The sequence below is a fragment of the Bacillus sp. AR8-1 genome, assembly GCF_008042345.1.
GTDB classification, from domain to species: domain Bacteria; phylum Bacillota; class Bacilli; order Bacillales; family Bacillaceae_G; genus Bacillus_A; species Bacillus_A cereus.
In genome coordinates, this window is record NZ_QNUB01000009.1 from 74,826 (window position 1) to 95,584 (window position 20,759).

Genomic DNA, 20,759 nt, shown 5'->3' on the forward strand with positions numbered 1-20,759 from the left:
TCCCATTCGTATCCGCTTACATTTTTTTCAATTATTAAAGCAATAGATATACTTTAAACGTATATCTATTGCTTTAAGCTTTTATCGATTAGTAGTTATCTGTAGCACCTTTTGCATCATTTAATACGATTGCAACACTAGCACTTGCTCCAACGCGAGAAGCTCCAGCAGCTACCATTTTGTCTGCATCTTCACGTGTACGAACACCGCCAGATGCTTTTACACCAACGTTTGGTCCTACTGTTTTACGCATTAATGCGATATCTTCAGCAGTTGCTCCGCCAGTTGAGAATCCAGTTGAAGTTTTTACGAAATCAGCACCAGCTTTTACTGATAATTCACAAGCACGTACTTTCTCTTCATCTGTTAATAGGCAAGTTTCAATGATTACTTTTACAAGAGCTTTTCCTTTTGCTGCTTGTACTACTTCATAAATGTCTTTTTCAACAAATTCGTTATCGCCATCTTTTAAAGCGCCTACGTTGATTACCATATCAACTTCAGTTGCACCCTTTGCGATAGCATCTTTTGTTTCAAATGCTTTTGTTTCAGTAGTGCTTGCTCCTAATGGGAAACCGATTACAGTACAAACGTCTACATCATGTCCAGCTAGTTCATCAGCCGCTAATTTTACCCATGTTGGGTTAATACAAACAGAAGCGAATTTATATTCCTTTGCTTCTTCGATTACTTTCATAACATCTTCTTTAGTAGTATTAGCTTTTAAAATTGTATGGTCAATTAACTTTGCAATGTTCATTATCTTCACTCCTCATATCTTTTAACAACTTCATTCTAACTCTTAGTTGAACAAATGTAAATACACTTTTGAAATTTTGTTCATTTTTTTAAAAGGCATTTTCTTGTAGTAAATAAAGCGCATTCTAACAAAGAACACTTCATATATAATCAAATTTTCTATGTTAACAATGGTAGTATGTATCTCCATATCCATAATTATTTTTAAAAAGGCAATTTGTGTTCAAAAAAGACTCCTATCATTCATACATAACAAAATAAAAGGAGTTCTCAAAATTAACATTTTGAGAACTCCTTTTATTTCTAACCTTTTTGATAATGTAACAGTTCTTTTGCTGTATGCTGATCGATAATTAATACATTTGCATACCCGCCACGTAACGCACCATCAATTGCTTTTATTTTTCTATTACCACCTGCAACTAAAATAGAGCGTTTCTTTAATTTCAGTTCCTCTAACTCAATTCCAATTGTACGCTGATTAATCTCTTCGCTACTAATATTTCCGTCTCCATCAAAGAAACGTGAACAAATGTCACCGACTGATTGTTTTTTGAGTAAACTTGTTTCATCCTTATCGAAATAACCTAATCGGAATAACAGCGCTTCGTCTCGCACTGTTCCTACAGTGAAAACTGCAATATTCGCTTGTTTCCCCATTTCGATAATGTGATGAATATGTCGATCCTGCTCTACTAATTCTTTTGTCACTGCATTATCAAATATAACTGGAAGAGGTAGATTTCTTGGCGTCGTTTGAAAAGCATCTGCAAATAAAGCTATCGTCTCATTCGCATATGTATTTACACTCGAATGACTAATGCCACCTTTTAGCTGGACAACCTCTACCCCTTTTACATGTTGCGGTACGATTTTTCTAGCAATTTCATACATCGTCATTCCCCAGCTTACACCAACAATATCACCGTTTTTAACCGTCTTTTCCATATACTCAGCAGCATATTTACTTATATACTCTGTAATCGTTGCATATTCCGGTACTGGAGAAAACACAACATGTGCCTCTAACAAGTTGTACTTTTCTTTCAGTAAATTCCCAACGTTATCTAAATCCGCAAATGGATCGGCGATGCTAATTTGAACAAACCCTTTTTCTTTCGCGTACTTTAACAATCTAGAAATCGTCGGTCTTGAAATATTTAATTTGTTAGCAATTTCTTGCTGACTATAATCTGATTGATAATATAATCTTGCAACTTCAACGCTTAATTGTTGTTTATCTTTTTCCATAGTAACTCATTACAAATCCCTTCCTGTATTTCCCTTTCGTTACAAGCATTATACAGCTTTATGCAAAAAAATTCGACTACCGAATTTTATTTAACTGAACTTCTATTACGCTTATTATATATAATGAAATCGTTCAATAAGAAACATGAAACATCATCTAAAGACTACCTTTGCTAAAATCTATTCAAATACCCCTCATAAACAAAAGATACTGTCCATAAGGGGTATGTATTCAATTTAACTTTATAAAAATTGGATGGAAACACTGCAAGTTCTCACTTATTTAGAATAAGAGAAAAGATGATGTTTTATTTGTTCAATAAAATAATGGTGGTGTATATTATCGTTAGATACGCGACTTGCCATAATAGCTCCCTCCATTGAAGATGCAAGAAAAGAAGCGAGCGATATAATATCTATATCTTCTTTAAGTTCTTGTTTCTCTATTCCTTCTTTTATGAGAGAAGCCATTAACATTACTGTATCATCATAACCTTTTGCTGCTGCTTTTTGTAATTCTGGAAATACTCCAGTACTTTCAATTGCGCTATTAAGTAATGGACAGCCTCCAGCAATAGGAGGATTATTAGCTGCATCTTGATATACAAGGAAAATTGCAAGGATTTTATCGATTGCTGTCTTTTTATTTTCCATTGCTTTATGAAAATGACTCCACATAATCTCACCACTTTTGTCGTAGGCAGCAAGGACAATTTCTTCTTTACTTTTGAATCTACGATAAATAGATCCCTTAGGTAGTTCAGTAGCTGTCATTATATCCTGTATGGATGTGCGAGTTATCCCATTAGTATTAAATAAATATAAAGATGTTTCAATAATTTTTTCTTTAATCTTATCAACTTTAGTCATGCTTTGTAATCCTCCTAATGAAAACGATCCTAATATTCTAGGTAATGTTTACCCTCTATTTTCTTAATTTTTTTGTAAGTATAAATAAGTTTGGAACAGAAATATCTTATCAATCCCTATCTTATGGAAACCTCAAACAATACAGTTTGAAAAGAAGTTAATCAAATTGTATTACCTATATAACTTAAGTGAATTTTCTGTCAAAACAATATGACCAATTGTTTAATTCAGTCATATTATACAACTAATTTTATCTAAAATCGTAGAGGTGTAAAAATATATAGTTAATTTTAACGTATAGACATATGATTATTATATATAATTTTTATTAATATGTTTAGCTAAAGTGTTTGAACTACCCCCACTTTCACTTCATTCTATAAAAGATTAACCATTAATGATTACTGGAATTAAATTGTAACAAAGCAACTGAAATATAAATATATTTGCTTTTTTCCATTTTGATTTTGTTAATACTTTATAAAAAGGGTTTAAAAAACTAGAAACTTGTAGTATCATTAGATTTCGATTCGAACCGAACCGTCCGGTTTAGAATCTTATATAAATATATTTAGAAGGAGAGCGTTATGCAGAAAGAAAAATCAAAAATTATAGGTAATTTAATTATGGGGGCAATACAGTGAACTTTATAAAAATGAATAAAAAAGAAATCATTATGCTAATAATCTTTACACTGTTTGTACCATTTCAAATTGGCTTGTACATACTATTTGGCATATCACTTTTAGCTAATGTCAATTTAGTTGAATCAGAATTTGTTCTTAGTGCCATCGGTTTTACTGTACCTGCTATTGTAGGAATCATTTGCTTTAGGAAAGAAATTATTGAAAGTTTTACTTATTTTAAAGAGAAGACAATTTTGAAAATAGTAAGTATTCCTATGGTAGTTTTATTTACGTTAATTGTGGAACAGTGTGTTATGTATTTTCTAGCAACTGGTCAACCAGAGAACCAAGAGCAGCTCCTTGAAACGGGTGCAGAGGTACCTCTTGTATTTACATTGCTTGTATTTGGTATTCTGGGTCCAATACTTGAAGAAATTGTGTTTCGCCACATATTAATAAATCGTTTTTCTTACCATATTGGTACTGCTATTGCATCTATCATTTCGATTATGATTTTTACACTTCTTCATACGAACCAACTTTCGGATATTGCTATTTATTTACCTGGATCGTTGATACTTACTGCGGCTTATCTTATTTCTAAAAGATCCATTGCATATGTTATAGCGATACACATGTTAAACAATTGCCTTGGTTTCATTCTGTAAGAAACTAGACTTGTTTCTGGTGCCAAAAATACTTTTTCTATGGCATAAGAAAGCTAATCAAAAATTATAATATATTAGGAGAGTGTCAGTCATGATTGTAACAACAACTTCTGGAATTCAAGGTAAAGAGATTATTGAGTATATTGATATTGTAAATGGTGAAGCTATTATGGGTGCAAATATTGTCCGCGATGTATTCGCTTCCGTTCGTGATGTTGTCGGTGGCCGTGTTGGTGCTTATGAAAGTAAGCTAAAAGACGCTCGTGATATTGCAATGAGCGAAATGAAAGAACTTGCAAAAGAAAAAGGTGCGAACGCTATCGTTGGTATTGACGTAGATTACGAAGTTGTTCGTGATGGAATGTTAATGGTTGCTGTCAGTGGTACAGCTGTACGTATATAAGTAAATAAAAAAACGGTTCCTCCTTTGGAATTTATACTTTGAGGAGGGGCCTGGTTCTTTTGCAGATTTTAAAGAATAAAAAGAGATGTTGATAAAGCATTATACGTCGAAAAAACACAGTTTGAGTGTAAACTGTGTTTTTTTATATAGAAGCCTCATCCCCATCACTATCAAGCTAAAATTTTGTGTTAACTTGTAAAAAAATGTACATTTTTTACTTTGGGGTAATTTTGAACCCTTAAGTTTATGGGCATGTGGCGTTACCCTAATACTGTACAACTTTTTTATAAATGGTTGTAAGGTTCTACGTTTTTGACCATTCTGTACAACGATAACTTTGGTTTATTGATTTCACCTGTAATCTGGTAGCCTATCCTCTGATACAATTTAATGGCAAGTTGGTTCTCTTTCTTTACCGTTAGAGAGCATTTGGCAAAGCCTTGCAGCGAAGCTTGTTCCTCAGCAAACTCAATTAGTCTGGTACCTATCCCTAGTCCTCGACTTTCGGGCAGTAAGGCAATTGTGCCGATGTGAAACTCGTCATCTTCTCCCTCCTTCAAGGTAAACATGGAATAAAGCATTTTGATATTCAGAATGTTATAAACAACAAAACCCAGCTTTCGGAACGAAAGCAGCTGTTTAAAAGTCGGCCAGGCAAGACGATTTAAAACGGATATGGGATAGCAAGTAATCATCCCTAAAGTTTTCCCATCCATTTGAGCTTCATAGGCGTATTGATGACTAAAACGGTTGTTCTCCTGCCGCCATAGCTTACAAAATGTCCAATCGACTGTGTTCTTCTCCTCAGATCCTGCAAGTGGAAACGCCATGTATTCCAATGCCATTACATTTAGCTGGGCGCCGACCATGGATTGATGAACAGCCTTTACAATAGAGATTTTATTCATTATCCTATTGCTCCTTTTCACTTTCTATATTATTAATATTAATTATCATGGATTTGAATCAGTTCACTTCCCTCTCAATTCATCCTTAGCTTTGAAACCATAATAAAATGTATTTAAAACAAGCTCTGCAGCAGATTTTTTAGCCACATTTCCTTCATGTACCTGTTCCCAGGTATGGAAAAGCAGAGCATAAAGCGTATTCAAAATCCATTCACTGCTAACTGTTTGCTGAAAGTAACCTCTTTGTTGTAGCAATTCAATAACGCGTCTTAAGGGTTCCCTCAGCTTCTCTTCTGCTTCACCTAATTCTTTGTTGTTAAATACAGATGCATCATGACCTAGAAAATAGATTTTGTCACCTAAAGGGATTAACGCTTCAATGAGTTCCGGGATATAGTTTTCGCTTCTTTCCTCATCCAGTGGAATCTGGTTTACAGTATCACTTACCAGTTGTATAGCCCGATGGCCCAAGAACAGCATCAATTTCTCCCTGCTTTCGACGTAGCGATGGAGTGTAGCAATTCCAATTCCCGCATATTCCGCAATTTCATTCATCGAAGCAGTAGGATTTTCAACAAGCAATATAGTAGCTGAATCAAGAATTGCATTAAATCTCGCTTCCTTCAACGCTGACAAGTCTTTCTTCATCGTCAATCTCTCCCTTTTTCTGTATAAAGTCGTCATTTTTGATAGATAAATATATCATTTGATATTATAATAAACAATCTCAAATAAAGTGTCCAGCTGCTGAATGTAGCTTTTCAAAAAGAATTATATTCCTGAAACTGATAGTACTTTGAATGTTTCATTTTTAGCATTTCATTATTTAGATAACGATGAAGAAATTAAATTCTTTAATGTAATAAATACAAGAGCCAAAGGAAATGGTACGAGTTACTTTCTGCATAAAGTTATCGGTTTATTTTAAAATTCACTTCCGGGTATTGGGTTATCAGCCTTTTAAGGGTTGAGCCGTCATCCTTCTGTTTTACATACTGGTCAAAAAATGCCAGGCTGAATTCGTTAATAATACGATGAACTTCCTTTGGATTTTCACCTGGGCTCTGCAACAGAGGTGAGAACAAATGTAAATCGGTAAAGCTTGTATGATCCGTATGAGGAATGACCATTGACATACCACCGCCAGCTAACCCGCGTCCGTATCGCTCCCTCACTTCAAAGGGATCTGCTTCATCAGGCTCTTCTGCATTCATGAGCAGAAATGGTTTTCCAATGCCACTTTCAGGCAAGATTTCACCATACAATGTACCATCCATATTGATAGCTGCTTTGACACGAGAATCTTTTGCAAGTATTTGTGCTGCGGTAGCTCCACCGTAAGAGTGGCCAAACATTCCAATTCGCGAGGTATCCAGTCTTCCTGTAAAGAAACCGGTCTCATCGTTTTCGTTAAGTTTCTCTATCTGATTAAGGACAAAGCTGACATCTTCCTCCCATAATTTTATGTGGCTATCTCCTTCATCAGTTAAATTGATGGGCTGTACGTAAGCAGTTCGACCACCTGGAAAGACGGTAGCTGCAGCATCAAAGGTATGATCGATACTTAGAACAATATATCCTTGACTAGCCAACTCCTCAACTTGAAACGTGTTTTGATTACGAAAACCATTAAAACCATGAGAGAAGAGTAATATGGGATAGTGATTCTCTGAGTCTGAGAGTTGTAAATCCATAAACGAATGAGACTTTACCAATTCCATGTGGCTGAATGCAAATGCAGGAATAGACAATGTTTTTTCCAATCCCTTGGAGAGCTCATTTATGTTACGAATATAAGGTTCTGGATCCCCCTTTCTTTTTTCAGCTGCAGGATACCAAATTTGCACCATCAGTTCGCGCCGATTATTTGGATTTTTCGAATATGGTTCATTTCTCTGATGATCAACCCAATGATATAGCTTCGTACCGATCCTATGTGGACCAGTTGGTTCTTCAAATGAAAATACTGGCATAAGTAAGGGTAGCGCAACTGCTACAAACAAATAGATACATAGTAACGAAGTCTTAACTATGAATATACCCGAACTTCTAAAGCCTTTTTTCTGCCCAGTTAATAAATAGCATAAAATTAAGATAACTGGGGATACATATGCCGGAATCATCTGCCACCTAAAACCTTCTGCCAATAACTGAACTGTAACCATTACAACGGCAATCAAAGTAGCTAATTTAGACCACTTTTTCGTTTCTCTGCCTATTAACAGTATCCAACTCAATAGACTAAAATTCACTACTATCAAAACAACTTCCCAGAAATTCATTGGCCTATCTCCTTTGCATGCATTTTACTTCTAATTAAAGAGGTTGTTTTCAGCCTAAGCAAAAGCAGGTGAAACACCTATATAGTTGCATCAATTATGCTTAGTAACCGTTTCATCCACTCTACTCCTTTATTCAAATTAAAAACTTAAAATGCCCAGCTACCTTTACGGAAAATTGGTTCTACAGTTCCATCTGGTAGAATACCGTCGATGTCCATCTCACTGCTGCCAATCATAAAGTCCTCATGTGTTACAGAAATATTTGCCCCTAACGTTTCAAGCTGATCGTTTTCTAAATCTCTTCCATCCTCTAAGCAAGTTGGATAAGCTTTACCAATCGCTAAATGGTTCGATGCATTTTCATCAAACAATGTATTAAAATATAAAATTCCCGATGCTGAAATTGGTGATTCATGTGGTACAAGTGCTACTTCACCTAAATAGCAAGAGCCTTCATCCACATTAATAAGCTCCTGTAATAAATCATGTCCTACCTGTGCTTCAGCTTTAACAATTTTTCCTTCTTCAAATGTCAGTTTAAAGCCATCGATAATATTCCCTTGATAAACTAATGGTTTTGTATTGCTTACATAGCCATTTACACCTTGTTTCATCGGTAACGTATAAACCTCTTCTGTCGGCATATTAGCCATAAAGATAGTATCATCAGGAGTTTTACCACCTCCAGTAACCCATTTATGCTGTGGTGCTAATGCAATTGTTAAATCAGTACCTGGCGCTGTATAGTGAAGCTTCATATATTTTTTATTGTTCAGTAGGACCGCACGAGATTCTAAATTTGTTACATGTTCACGCCATTTTTCAATAGTACTGCCTTCACCAATACGAACAGCTTTAAAAATAGCCTCCCATAATGCTGGTACTTGATCCTCTGCTGCTAAATCCGGGAACACCTTCGATGCCCACTTTGGTGAAGGAACTGCTACCATCGACCAAGCTATTGAATCCTTCATTACGGCGTTGCGATTGTTTCTCAGAGCAGCTCCTGCTACCTTTTGATAGGTAGCTAGACGATCAGATGAAATACCTGTAAATTTATCAGGATCTGTAGCATCTATCATTAATAGTGCTCCTTTACGTTCGATCAGCTCATCATTCATTTTGACTATCCACTCTGGGAAGCGATTAAATTCTTCATCTGAGGCATAATCAAAGTAAGCACGTTCCATTTCTTCATCCGAAAAATTAACATGAACACGCCCTGCCCCAGCCTTATAAGCCTCTTTCACAACTATACGGGCGAAATCCAATGCATCCACTGATGTATTGACTAATAAGTATTGCCCTGGTTGAATATTGACACCGATTTTCACCGTAAGTTCTGCATATGCTTGTAATTTTTCTTCAAAAGTCATATTATTTACCTCGCTTTTATTAAATTGGTTTTGAATTCCCCTCACTAACTTACTTTCATACCATACTTTCTGAACAGGTTTTCTCAGAATTTCCATTTTCTATTTTTTACATTTTTTTATCAGGACATGATAACAACTAATGGATTTTTTCTACTACTCATATATTTAATTTCTAAACTTTGATTCAATTAATATTGATTTGTTTTTCAAAAAATCTAATCGAAGGGTATCAAACACTACATAAAGTTATAGAGTTCTTTATTGTGAAAGCTCACTCAGTTCTTCCCAATCTTTTCAATGCTGCTGTACCTAAAGACTTACCATCAATGGGGCGTTTAACATTCTCAATCACTCCTTTATCTTTACAAAAGCATTTTTTTGATAGATAAACATATCATTTGACATAAGATTAAATCATTTTAAATGAATTATCAAGCTATAAAATTTAATTTTTAAAAAATTCGGTAAAAAACCATATAAAAATGGATTCTATCAAAGGGAGCGATAACGAAAAGATTTTTATACACACATGGATAAAATACATGACAAACTTATATATAATTGCAAGTTCAACTCTCACAAAAAACAGGATAAAAAAATAAACAGCAGAACTAGTCCACTGTTTACTTTGCCACACCTTCATGTAATTTTTCTGTATAATCCTTTACATCTTTCCAGCTATCTTTCGCTGTATGTAAATCTTCTTTTATAAACGTAAACTCTTCTGGAGAAATTCCTTTTACGTTTTGTAGTAAATTATTATATTTTGCACCTACTGTATACCATTGATTTGATATGTTTTGTAGTGCTGTAATTGCTGCATCAATTGTTTCTGTCATGTTTGTTGTTTTATTTTTTACATCAGTCAAAATTAAGACTTCTGCTTGCGCTCCTGAAATTCTATCTTTTAAATTAGCGATTTCTCTTTCTGCATTTGCGATATCTTTTTTCGCAACCGCAATCATTGGCCCGCCAGCAAGACATGTTATTAATGCTATGCAAAGTACGCCACCAGCAATGACCATATCATTACTCTTTTTAATTGAATCGTTATATGTATTTATTTGTTGCTCTAAAGTTGGAATACCAGCATTCGTACTTGCCAATATCGCTGTTAACTGATTTGTATCCTCTTTGAAACTATTTGTATCTTTCGCCATTCTATCGCGAAAAGCTTTCAAATTCCCTAATAATACATCTACCTCATTTTGATTCTTTACAATATCCGCATACAACTTTTCTAAATCCGCTTTTAATTTTCCGCTATCCTTTTGATCAATCGCTATTAACATGTCATTATAATACGATTGAAAAGTATTATTGTAATTTATAATATTTTGATCCGTTTTCATAATTTGAGGCTTCATATTATTTAACCAATATGCTGCATTAATTTTTGCATCTCTTTGATGCTGAATCATATTCCCTTTAAATTCACTATTAATCGAACTTATTTTACTTAAATCCGTCTCTTGTTGATTTTGAATTAATTTTGCATATGAATCCATTGCAAATATACTTGATGTCGTTTGTGCCATTACATCTTGGAATCCAGCTGGTCCAAGAGAATAGTTTTTCACATTTTCTTGTAGCACCTTTACATTTTGTTCTGCTGCAAAAGGATGTAAAGGAAATGCGTTACTTGTTGCCACCCCAGCAATCATTACCGCTAAAAGACATTTTTTATAAAATCGTTTCTGCATATTTTTCACCTATTCTCTTTATAAGGATATCAAAAGCTCCTGCTCACAACTGAACAGGAGCTTCAAATCATTCATCAACACTTAACGCTCTAACGATTCGTATTCGATTATGCTTTTTTCGTATCTACTACTTTAATATCTTCAGCATAAATCTTTTCTGCATAGTCTTTAATGTTTTTCCAGCTATCTTTCGCAATGTTTAAATCTTCTTTAATGAAAACTAGGTCATTTGGACTAATAGAATCTACATTTTGAAGTAAAGAATTGTATTTTGATCCCATTGTGTACCATTGGTTTGAAATATTTTGTAACGCTGTAATTGCAGTATCAATTGTATTTGTTAAATACTCTGTTTGTGTTTTAATGTTCGTTAATCCTGCTACTTCTAATTGCGCAGTTGTAACTTGTCCTGTTATCTTTTGAATTTCTGCTTGTGCATTATCAAGCTCTTTCTTCGCTAATACGATTCCAGCTGTACCACCGCCTACAGCTGCTGCACCACCTGCAATTAATGCTACTCCTAGCGGTGTTCCTGCGCCCGTAGCAATAACTACTGCACCACCGATAATTGCAATTGGTCCTAGAGCTGTCGCAACAGATGAACCGATAATAATTGCATTATATTTACTAATTGCTTCATTGTACGTTGTAATTTGATTTTGCAGAAGCGGAATCCCTGCATCTTGACTAGCTAATATAGATGTAATTTGATTTGCATCACCCTTGAAGTTTTGCGTATCCGAAGTCATTTTATTTCGGAATTTCTTCAAGTCTTCTACTAACTGATCCACTTGTGCTTTATTTTCATTAATACTACTTGATAATCTAGTTAAGCCTTTCGTAAGAGTCGCTTTATCCTTTGCATCAACTGCAGCAACTAAAGTATCATAATAGTTTTGGAATTTCGTATTGTAGTTAATGATATTTTGATTTGTTGAAATAAGCTGTGGTTTTAATACATCTAACCATTGCTTCGCATTTCCTCTAGCTGTATCTTGGTGCTGAATTACTTTCCCTTTTAAAGCCGCATCAACAGACGATACATTTCCAAAGTTAACATTACCTTGTTTAATAATTGTTAAAGCGTACAGATCCATTACTAAAGCATTTGAACCTGTTCTTTCCATTGCATCTTTCAAGCCTTCTGGTCCTAATGAGTATTCTTCATAGTCATTATAAGCTTTTGCTACCGCATGAACTGGAGCTTGTTTCACTGTACTTTCAGCTGCATACGTATGAGCCGGCATAATATTTCCTGCTGCAAATACTGCCATAAGTGCTGATAGAGCCATTACTTTATAAGGTTTTTTTGTCATTTTTCTTCTCTCCCTATATCGCTAATTATTTTTCTGTTTAATGTACTTCAACGTTTGTAACGTAATCTTCAAATTGATTTGTTTGCTTATTCATTTCATCACTTACTTTTTTAATTTGATTGAAATGTTTTTGAAGTAAACTACTGTCTGTATACGTGCCTTCTTCAACATTTGTTTGAATTTGAATCATATTATTATTTAAAACTTTCCAATCCGTTAATAACGTTTCTAAAGTTGTAATTTGACGATCAATTAATTCTGTAAAGCTATTTACTTGATCTTCAACGAATGTAATTTGAGTCGCCTCTGCTTCAGTTTGTGATAACTTTTGAATAAGTGGTAATAACTCTTTTTGCTTTTGTTGAATGCGAAGAGCTGCTTCTCTCGTTTGACTATCTGCAGCATTTACAATTTCATTACTTAAAGTACCGATAGAAACAAAATCGATTGTTTTCGTTTGTGCAGTTTGATTTGTGATTGTAAATACTTGTTTACCGATATTAATAGAACCTTTAATGATTTCTTGAGGTCTATTCAAAATAGTAGTTAGTTCAGCTTGAATTTCCCCTTGAATTCTTTTAATATCTTCTCTTAATTTCACAATATCTCCACTTGATCCTTGCAGTGTTTTTATTGCTTCATCGGCTTTAATTGATAAGTTGTTACTATCTTTGTCTAATACTGTTTTAAATCTATTTAACTCTAATAAATCTTGCTCCATACTCTCTTGGATGCTTTGTACTTGCAATTGTAATTTTCCATATGCACTCATAAAATCTGCTTTTGCTTGCTGATCTTCATTTACGTTTCCTGCTAGTTCATAGAGCTTACTATAATAGCTATTAAATCTAGTGCTGTATCTCATCATTTCTTGATTTAAGTCAATTAGCTTCGGATTATATTCATCAATCCATTCTCTTACATTCGCCTTTGCAAACTTTTGATGATTCGTTAAGCTACTCATCGCATTTACCTTAATGTCTGGCTGTTGCAAGATAATTAATCCGTATGCTTGAATAAGCGGTGATTGTGATCCTAACATTCTAATTGAATTGGATAATGTATTTGGAGCAATTACATTTTGCGCATATACTGTTTTCACTTCTGTTTGCCCCTCCTTAGCGTAAGCGCTTACAGGAATGAAGCAACTCGTAGATACTGCTGTAACCAATAACCCTGTAATTAAAGTCTTTTTCACTTTAACTCCTCCTATGTATTAGCAACTATTACTATCGCATTTTATTATTCTATTTTCTTGCCCATAATTTGAGATGATTAAAATAGAGAACGTTCTCACCGTGATCCATGTATGGACCACCTCTCTCGTATTGCTACAGTACTTACTTATCGTCACAAAACATTTTATTATTTTTCATATGTGTTTAGTATGAATAATATTGTATAAATTTTCTATTTCATCGAAATTCTCACATTCACATAGTGAATATATTACTTAAAAATATTATTCATTTTAAACTAAACAACATGCGTAAATATGAAATTTCGTTTTGTTTTCATATATGTTTTGTACTGTAAGGTCATTTAAACACAGCTGTTTATATAACGTAAAGAAGTATTTTCATTCCCTTTATTTTCAAGCTTTCATGTCCTTATTTCAAAATATAATCCGATTCACTTTATCGATTGAAATATCTATATATCACAACAGAAAACACTACTTGCAAATAACCGATAAAATTATATTAATATAATTTTTAAATCCATATGCAATTATGCATAGCATATACACAAAAAGGATAGCTTCATTTTCACGAAGCTATCCTTCAAAAATCTTCTTATTTTTTCAAATGATATGGAACTGTCGTAATAACAACATTTCTTTTATAAAGTAAATACGCACGTATGAGTAAACTGGATTGATTATGAAGAATGTTATGCCAACCTTTTTTCGGAATGAACTGTGGTATAACGACCGTAACGCGGTAATTCGATTCACTTGCCTTATATTGCACTGTATCAATGAACTTCGTTAGCGGCTGAATAATACTTCTATAATGAGAATGTAATGTAACAAGCCTTACTTCAGGTTGCCACACCTTCCATTTCTCTTCAAATTTCTTTTCCTCTTCTCTGTCAAAAGCAACATATACAGCGATAACTTGATCTGCCGAAAGAGATTTCGCATAGTTCAATGAATTTTCTACTACATGCGTCATACCTGCTACAGGAACGACAATTACATTCCCCTCAATTGGAATAAGAGGTTCACAAGTTTTTAAACTTAATTGATCACCCACTGCATCATAATGCTTCTTAATTCGATGAAACAAGAAGATAATAGCAGGTAAGAAAATAAGAATCGACCAAACTTGTGCAAATTTAGTTAAAAAGAACATGCTCATTACGATAAAACTAATAACTGCACCAATTAAATTAACCGTTAATTTTAAAACCCATCCTTCAGGTTTTTCGCGAAGCCACTTTAATACCATCCCTGTTTGAGAAAGTGTAAATGGAATAAATACCCCTACTGCATATAACGGAATTAAATGTTCTGTTTGTCCTTGGAAAGCTACAATTAAAATAATCGAAGCAACTCCAAGTATTATAATACCGTTTGAGTAACCTAGACGGTCTCCTCTAATCGTAAACATTCTCGGTATAAATTTATCTTTTGCGAGGTTAACCGCTAATAAAGGAAATGCAGAATAGCCTGTATTAGCTGCGAGAATTAATATTAAAGCTGTTGTACCTTGTATGAAATAGTACATGAAATTACGTCCAAATGTTTGTTCAGCAATTTGAGAAACAACTGTTACTTCTTTACTCGGCGTCACTCCGTAATAATAAGCTAAAAATACAATTCCTGAAAATAACACAGCAAGTAATGCACCCATTGCAAGCAATGTTTTTGCAGCATTGTTTGGCGCAGGATCTTTAAAGTTCGGAATTGCGTTTGAAATTGCTTCAACACCTGTTAAAGCAGAACTACCTGATGCAAATGCTCTTAACAGTAAAAACAAACTAATACCCGCAACCGGCGTTCCGATCGGCGTGTGTAAAGTTGGTGAAACGTGACCAGTCAAAATATTATATATGCCTACACCAATTAATATAAATAGGGCTAAAACAAATAAATAAACAGGATATGCTAAAACAGAAGCTGATTCCGTTACTCCTCTTAAATTTAAGATCGTAATAAATATAACAAATATAATCGCAATGATTACATTATGTGCATGTAAACTAGGAAAAGCAGATGTTAGCGCATCTGTACCTGCAGATACACTTACCGCAACAGTTAAAATATAGTCGACTAATAAAGATCCTCCAGCAATTAAGCCTGGATTCATCCCTAAATTTTCTTTTGATACAACATACGCTCCCCCGCCATGCGGATAAGCAAAAATAATTTGACGATAAGATAAAATAAGGGCTGTCAATAATACTAATACCCCAACAGCGATCGGAATGGAATACCAATAAGCGATCGCTCCCACACCTGCTAAAGCAATTAAAATTTGTTCTGGACCGTAAGCAACTGATGACAATGCGTCAGAAGATAAAATAGCTAAAGCTTTCGTTTTATTAAGCTTTTGTTCTCCAAGCTCTGTTGATTTTAACGGTCTTCCAATTAAAAATCTTTTAATAGATGAAACCAATGCTGTCCACTCTCCAATAATTTTGTACGAACTTTTCTGCTTGTTACAGCCAGTAAACGATTTCTTCAGAAAACAAAAAATGTCTACAAGCCATAGCGAAATAGACTTGTAGACATTATTTTTTTTGTCGCACAAGCTCCACCTTCCTTCTCAATATAACGCTTACGAGGTTAGCTGTCGGATTCGGGCCTATGAGTAGCCCTACCTTTTTCAAGGATTCACCCCATCGGATTATGTACTAATCCGTAAAAACGGGTCCCCCGTACCATGCGGTTTCAGCGATTTAGAAACTTGAAACTGTGGATTATAATACTCCTTTATTTTCAAAAAGTAAACAAAAATTTTTAATAAGAAAAAAATTAAAATGATTGCGCATAATCCGCTGAGAAATATACATAATGAATATTAAAAATCCGCAAAGGAGACCCATATGTCTAAAGAAAAGAAGCCTATTTTTTCCGATTCATATTTAGATGCAGTAGCAAATGAAATTAATCAGTTATATGGTAAACGTGAACAGGAAATAAATTTGACAGATAGAACGAAAAGAAATAAATAATTTGTCATACAAAAAAATAAAAAAGATAGCATATATATTGCTATCTTTTTTATTTTTTCATACATCTAATTCTATTACAGATTTGTTAAAGGTCATCTCTTCATACACCTTTAAATTTTGATATATAGGAAATAAATTTGACAGATAGAACGAAAAGAAATAAATAATTTGTCATACAAAAAAATAAAAAAGATAGCAATACACTTATATATTGCTATCTTTTTTATTTTTTCATACATCTAATTCTATTACAGATTTGTTAAAGGTCATCTCTTCATACACCTTTAAATTTTGATATATAGTTCCTAATAATGGTGCCGCTATAGAAAATTTCTCTGCTACATCCAGTAAATATCCTTGCAAGTGCTTCCCTTCAATAAACGAACCCTTTTCCATATCACGCTGCATTGATGACTTCATATCATATGAAATTTTATCAATCGTTTTCATATGTTCCTGGGCAATATTAGCCTTTACTGGAGCTCCTAATACTCTCATGATTTGTACAGATTCCTCAAACACATTACGGATAAAATCACGGCCGCCTTCACTTTCACGGATTGGTCCAATTGGTGCACGCATTAACGTTGTCACACCTGACATTACAGTAATAAATAAATATTTATGCCACATATCTTGCGTAATATTTTCACTTAAAACAAAACTAGATTTTGTACCTGAAAATGCTTTAGAAATATGCTTTACTCTCTCTGAATTTTGAGACTTAATTTCTCCAAACACAAGTCTGTTGGCAGCGCTAGTTTGTACAATTTCTCCTTGATCGTTTAACGTCGTCTCGATAAAGCATAAACCGCCAATTACTTTTTCTTCGCCGAATTCTTTTTGTAGTAGTGATAAATGAGCGATACCATTTAACAATGGAATGATTACAGTATTTTCGCCAACAAACGGCTTCAAATCTTGAATAGCCTCGTTTAAGTGATACGCTTTTGTTGAAAATAAAATAACATCAAATTGAGAAGTTCTCTCTTCTTTCGTTATTAATTTCGGTTGGAAGGAAAAATCCCCGTTAACACTTCGGATTACAAGTCCTCTTTCCTCTAATTGTTTTTTCCGTTTACTACGAACAAGAAACGTAACATCTTCTCCCTTCTCGACTAATCTGCCACCAAAAAATCCTCCGACTCCACCAGCGCCTAATACTAAAATCCGCATACAGCATCCCCCTTTTCAACATACAATTTTATAACTTTTAGTATACATAACATTATACATGTTCCCTGCTAAATAAGCTGAATTTTCACTCTCAATTGAGTATAAAACAGTGGTTATTTTCAAATAAATTTGGGCATGTTGTTTCTATAGCATATATGGAAAGGAAACAATGTAGATGGAGGCAATACAAGCAATTGAGGAAAAAAGTGTAGCAACAGCTATATTTCAATTTATATTCCCGTTTTCGTTTAAAACTGGATATGAACAAGATATGTTCCCTTTCTTACAAAAAAACGATTTTCGTCCTTTTCGGCTCGATCATCTCGATGATGAAAATACATATTATGGGGAGTTTAAAGTTTCACATCAAAATATGGAAGCATACTATCTTTCATTTACAAATAAAATTCTCTTTCCTCACTCAGAGCATCAAAAGGGCTTGCAACGTTATTCAAAGGACCTTAACTTAACTGGACATTTAACAACAAACCTTATTTCAATCCCATTCAAGATACACTCTATTGATGTAACACTTTGTCCTTATGAACTTGGCTTCTTAACAATTCGAACAGAAGTAAACACTGCTCCAAACATGACTTTATCTGAAGCAATCGAATTCGCTGCTCGCTTCCGTGTACTTGAAACTAAAACTGATACAAATGAGTCTATTTGTATTGAATGTAACGGAAAAAAGTATTCCCAAGTTGAAAAATTCATTTTTGGTTATTTATTTCATGGCGTAACTGATTTCTTTGAAAAGAAGAGATTAAGAAGTTCATACTTTCAAACCTTCCCTTTCTTTGAAGACCAAAGAATGTACGTTCAAACTTTATTGTCACTAAAAGAAGGTATGGAACTTAATGAAGTGGATGTTTATCGTACTTCCAGTCTTTCCGGATTAACAAGTGATGGTAAACCATATGTAAGTGCAAATAACCTTCCTTACATTCATAACTATTTAAAAAAACACGCTTACCAGAGATGGGCTCCAAATCGTTATTTCATAATGGAAGAACATATTTTTACATGTGTAACAAATGAAGGAGAACGCGAAATCTCTAAACTTGCTAGTCAAATGTACGGAGAATTTTATTACGCTTTATTATTAAACCTATTCCATAAAATTGTTTTATTAAAAATGGCAAACGCCTATGCTGAGCTAAATATTGAACAAGATACTAATGAAATAGAGAAATTAATTTATTCGATCAATTCGTTCACTGCTAATTATTTTTCTTTAGAATTAGTATCCCAATCACAAAGTGAAGATATTTTCTTTCGTTTAAGAAAACTTTTTAATATTGAGGTTCTATACTCGAATGCGAAACAAAATCTTGATAGTTTGTTTAAATATCAAGAAAATGTCGCCTCTAAAAAAGATAGCCTTTTATTATTAATTTTAACGCTCTACTCTGTAGTGGGCCAAATGTTAGGGTTTACTATGATCGACCTTTTAAGAAACACCGATTCAAACAAAATATCGTCACCTCTTGAATTTTTCGCTCTGTTAATTGCGATTAGCGGCATTGTCATTTCACTTATTTTAGGAGCCCAAAGTTTATACCAATGGGGTCTACAGCATAAACAAAGAAAAGCTTGGGTAAAACAAACGGTACTGTCTGCTGTAAAAGAAAAAGAGGATAAAAACTAAAGAAGGTTATTTTCAAATTCTTGGTGTGCTACAGTAAGTGAAATTTTTATCAGCGATTTTTAAGATATATCAGCGATTTTTTAAATATATCGACTTACCGACAAAAAACGACAAATGACAGGACTGTATAATAAAAAAAGGGTGCTCCAAAATAAAACTTGGAGTACCCTTTTTATTATACGAATTCAGCTTACTTCCCTGCTTCGATTTTCTCTAATGCAGCAGCTACTTGTTCTTCAGTTAATTCATGTTGTATTACATAGCGGTTACGTGGGCTTACACGACATTCATGAGAGCATGCACGTAAATGTTTCGCTTCGTTTTCTTCCGAACATAAAATTTTCTTATTACATTCTGGATTTGAACAGTTTACATAGCGCTCACAAGGTTCACCTGTAAAGTGATCTTTACCAACGATAACATGTTCTTTTTGGTTTACTGGCACAGCGATACGCTCATCAAACACGTAACATTGTCCATCCCAAAGCTCACCTTGTACTTCTGGATCTTTTCCGTACGTTACAATTCCGCCGTGAAGCTGACTTACATCTTCATAACCTTCACGAACTAACCAACCTGAGAATTTCTCACAACGAATTCCACCTGTACAGTACGTTAAAATCTTTTTACCTTCAAGTGTTTCTTTGTTTTCTCTAATCCAATCTGGTAATTCACGGAATGATTCAATATCAGGTTTAATCGCACCTTTGAAGTGTCCTAAATCAAACTCATAATCATTTCGTGCATCAATGATAACTGTATCTTCTTGTTTCATTGCCTCATAAAAATCTTTTGGCTCTAAATACTTCCCAGTTATTTCGTGTGGGTTAATGTCATCTTCTAGACGAAGTGTAACTAACTCTGGACGAGGACGTACGTGCATTTTCTTGAATGCATGCCCTTCTTCTTCATCTATTTTAAATACGATACCATCAAAACGTGGATCATTGTTCATTGCTTCCATGTATTTTTCTGTTTGCTCTACAGTTCCAGAACAAGTTCCGTTAATACCTTCTTTTGCTACAAGAATTCTTCCTTTTAATTCAAGTGAATTACAAAATGCTAAATGCTCTGCAGCAAATTCTTCTGGGTTTTCAATTGTTGTGTACATGTAATATAGTAATACTCTGTATGGTTTTGTAGTTGCCAATGTATTTCTACCACCTATCTAATTTTTAAAATCATGTATAAGTTAACGTTCATATCAAAACATATATAATAAGAAAATGAATCCCATTTTCTTTTCTTTATACTATTTTCTATCAGTTAACAAAAATAAAAAACAAGATTACACATCATAACACTATGGTTATGTTGTAATCCCAATATATTATATATCATACAATTGCAATTCCATCAATTAATATGCTGTATTATCAGCTTTATGTTCACATAAATTTCAAAAACAGCCCTTTAATTCACTATGTTTCCCCATGTCATCACACCATAAACTCCCAATTCATTTTACATTATCACACCATCCATTGCATAAAGGCATATAATTTGCATTAAGGAAACTTTCGTGTTCAAATGAAATTATCACATAACATATTTAAATGTATTGAAATAATGAGTAAGAATAAATACA

At 33.9% G+C, this 20,759-nt stretch carries 17 protein-coding genes and 1 riboswitch; of the genes, 4 read left to right on the forward strand and 13 right to left on the reverse strand.

Annotated elements, in window-relative coordinates:
- Positions 1-88: 88 nt before the first annotated feature.
- From deoC to DN400_RS05855, 3 genes are all read right to left on the reverse strand, one after another.
- Positions 89-760 carry a deoxyribose-phosphate aldolase gene (gene deoC / locus DN400_RS05845; protein ID WP_001017440.1) on the reverse strand — a complete coding sequence of 224 codons (672 nt, stop codon included), beginning with the start codon at positions 758-760 and terminating at the stop codon, positions 89-91.
- Between the two features lie 302 nt (positions 761-1,062).
- A complete protein-coding gene (locus tag DN400_RS05850) occupies positions 1,063-2,010 on the reverse strand; it encodes a sugar-binding transcriptional regulator (protein WP_000409787.1) in 948 nt (315 codons plus the stop codon).
- Between the two features lie 279 nt (positions 2,011-2,289).
- Positions 2,290-2,880 (reverse strand): TetR/AcrR family transcriptional regulator, encoded by a 591-nt coding sequence (locus DN400_RS05855; protein WP_000169640.1) that lies wholly within the window; start codon positions 2,878-2,880, stop codon positions 2,290-2,292.
- A gap of 640 nt (positions 2,881-3,520) precedes the next feature.
- Between DN400_RS05855 and DN400_RS05860 the strand changes: the two genes are divergently transcribed.
- Both DN400_RS05860 and DN400_RS05865 read left to right on the forward strand, forming a co-directional pair.
- Complete coding sequence (locus DN400_RS05860; protein WP_001009301.1) at positions 3,521-4,174, forward strand: CPBP family intramembrane glutamic endopeptidase; 654 nt, start codon at positions 3,521-3,523, stop codon at positions 4,172-4,174.
- 91 nt (positions 4,175-4,265) lie between these two features.
- Positions 4,266-4,577 (forward strand): heavy metal-binding domain-containing protein, encoded by a 312-nt coding sequence (locus DN400_RS05865; protein WP_097912518.1) that lies wholly within the window; start codon positions 4,266-4,268, stop codon positions 4,575-4,577.
- Between the two features lie 284 nt (positions 4,578-4,861).
- Here DN400_RS05865 and DN400_RS05875 read toward each other — a convergent pair whose 3' ends face one another.
- From DN400_RS05875 to DN400_RS05910, 8 genes are all read right to left on the reverse strand, one after another.
- The gene (locus DN400_RS05875) at positions 4,862-5,485 is read right to left on the reverse strand and encodes a GNAT family N-acetyltransferase (RefSeq protein ID WP_065382478.1); all 624 of its coding nucleotides are present in this window, start codon (positions 5,483-5,485) and stop codon (positions 4,862-4,864) included.
- A 63-nt stretch (positions 5,486-5,548) separates the two neighbouring features.
- Positions 5,549-6,133, reverse strand: coding sequence for a TetR/AcrR family transcriptional regulator (locus tag DN400_RS05880; protein WP_000710981.1), 585 nt, complete (start codon positions 6,131-6,133; stop codon positions 5,549-5,551).
- A gap of 263 nt (positions 6,134-6,396) precedes the next feature.
- Positions 6,397-7,767 carry an alpha/beta hydrolase family protein gene (locus tag DN400_RS05885; protein ID WP_097912520.1) on the reverse strand — a complete coding sequence of 457 codons (1,371 nt, stop codon included), beginning with the start codon at positions 7,765-7,767 and terminating at the stop codon, positions 6,397-6,399.
- A gap of 146 nt (positions 7,768-7,913) precedes the next feature.
- On the reverse strand, positions 7,914-9,143 hold the full coding sequence (locus tag DN400_RS05890) for an aminopeptidase (protein WP_098237057.1): 1,230 nt from the start codon (positions 9,141-9,143) through the stop codon (positions 7,914-7,916).
- Positions 9,144-9,766: 623 nt separating this feature from the next.
- The gene (nheC, locus tag DN400_RS05895; RefSeq protein ID WP_098255534.1) at positions 9,767-10,846 is read right to left on the reverse strand and encodes a non-hemolytic enterotoxin NHE subunit C; all 1,080 of its coding nucleotides are present in this window, start codon (positions 10,844-10,846) and stop codon (positions 9,767-9,769) included.
- Positions 10,847-10,953: 107 nt separating this feature from the next.
- Positions 10,954-12,162, reverse strand: coding sequence for a non-hemolytic enterotoxin NHE subunit B (gene nheB / locus DN400_RS05900; RefSeq protein ID WP_000162968.1), 1,209 nt, complete (start codon positions 12,160-12,162; stop codon positions 10,954-10,956).
- A 37-nt stretch (positions 12,163-12,199) separates the two neighbouring features.
- Entirely contained in the window at positions 12,200-13,360 is a 1,161-nt protein-coding gene (nheA, locus tag DN400_RS05905; RefSeq protein ID WP_000751828.1) for a non-hemolytic enterotoxin NHE subunit A, read from the reverse strand.
- A gap of 598 nt (positions 13,361-13,958) precedes the next feature.
- On the reverse strand, positions 13,959-15,785 hold the full coding sequence (locus DN400_RS05910; RefSeq protein WP_000254901.1) for an APC family permease: 1,827 nt from the start codon (positions 15,783-15,785) through the stop codon (positions 13,959-13,961).
- A gap of 144 nt (positions 15,786-15,929) precedes the next feature.
- Positions 15,930-16,076, reverse strand: a riboswitch (cyclic di-AMP (ydaO/yuaA leader).
- A 139-nt stretch (positions 16,077-16,215) separates the two neighbouring features.
- Between DN400_RS05910 and DN400_RS29780 the strand changes: the two genes are divergently transcribed.
- A complete protein-coding gene (locus DN400_RS29780; protein WP_000031873.1) occupies positions 16,216-16,344 on the forward strand; it encodes a hypothetical protein in 129 nt (42 codons plus the stop codon).
- A gap of 231 nt (positions 16,345-16,575) precedes the next feature.
- On the opposite strand, the gene panE is transcribed toward DN400_RS29780, so the two are convergent.
- Positions 16,576-17,520 (reverse strand): 2-dehydropantoate 2-reductase, encoded by a 945-nt coding sequence (gene panE / locus DN400_RS05915; protein ID WP_098255533.1) that lies wholly within the window; start codon positions 17,518-17,520, stop codon positions 16,576-16,578.
- Between the two features lie 175 nt (positions 17,521-17,695).
- On the opposite strand from panE, the gene DN400_RS05920 reads away from it, so the two are divergent.
- The gene (locus DN400_RS05920) at positions 17,696-19,171 is read left to right on the forward strand and encodes a hypothetical protein (RefSeq protein ID WP_098255532.1); all 1,476 of its coding nucleotides are present in this window, start codon (positions 17,696-17,698) and stop codon (positions 19,169-19,171) included.
- A gap of 190 nt (positions 19,172-19,361) precedes the next feature.
- Here the strand turns inward: DN400_RS05920 and trhO are convergent, their stop codons facing one another.
- Positions 19,362-20,321 carry an oxygen-dependent tRNA uridine(34) hydroxylase TrhO gene (gene trhO, locus DN400_RS05925; RefSeq protein WP_000246223.1) on the reverse strand — a complete coding sequence of 320 codons (960 nt, stop codon included), beginning with the start codon at positions 20,319-20,321 and terminating at the stop codon, positions 19,362-19,364.
- Positions 20,322-20,759: the final 438 nt, after the last annotated feature.

Bases quoted from the DNA above. Each gene is read 5' to 3' on its own strand.
- deoC (WP_001017440.1), bottom strand. From the start codon at position 760: ATGAACATTGCAAAGTTAATTGACCATACAATTTTAAAAGCTAATACT.
- DN400_RS05850 (WP_000409787.1), bottom strand. From the start codon at position 2,010: ATGGAAAAAGATAAACAACAATTAAGCGTTGAAGTTGCAAGATTATAT.
- DN400_RS05855 (WP_000169640.1), bottom strand. From the start codon at position 2,880: ATGACTAAAGTTGATAAGATTAAAGAAAAAATTATTGAAACATCTTTA.
- DN400_RS05865 (WP_097912518.1), top strand. From the start codon at position 4,266: ATGATTGTAACAACAACTTCTGGAATTCAAGGTAAAGAGATTATTGAG.
- DN400_RS05875 (WP_065382478.1), bottom strand. From the start codon at position 5,485: ATGAATAAAATCTCTATTGTAAAGGCTGTTCATCAATCCATGGTCGGC.
- DN400_RS05880 (WP_000710981.1), bottom strand. From the start codon at position 6,133: ATGAAGAAAGACTTGTCAGCGTTGAAGGAAGCGAGATTTAATGCAATT.
- DN400_RS05885 (WP_097912520.1), bottom strand. From the start codon at position 7,767: ATGAATTTCTGGGAAGTTGTTTTGATAGTAGTGAATTTTAGTCTATTG.
- DN400_RS05890 (WP_098237057.1), bottom strand. From the start codon at position 9,143: ATGACTTTTGAAGAAAAATTACAAGCATATGCAGAACTTACGGTGAAA.
- nheC (WP_098255534.1), bottom strand. From the start codon at position 10,846: ATGCAGAAACGATTTTATAAAAAATGTCTTTTAGCGGTAATGATTGCT.
- nheB (WP_000162968.1), bottom strand. From the start codon at position 12,162: ATGACAAAAAAACCTTATAAAGTAATGGCTCTATCAGCACTTATGGCA.
- DN400_RS29780 (WP_000031873.1), top strand. From the start codon at position 16,216: ATGTCTAAAGAAAAGAAGCCTATTTTTTCCGATTCATATTTAGATGCA.
- panE (WP_098255533.1), bottom strand. From the start codon at position 17,520: ATGCGGATTTTAGTATTAGGCGCTGGTGGAGTCGGAGGATTTTTTGGT.
- DN400_RS05920 (WP_098255532.1), top strand. From the start codon at position 17,696: ATGGAGGCAATACAAGCAATTGAGGAAAAAAGTGTAGCAACAGCTATA.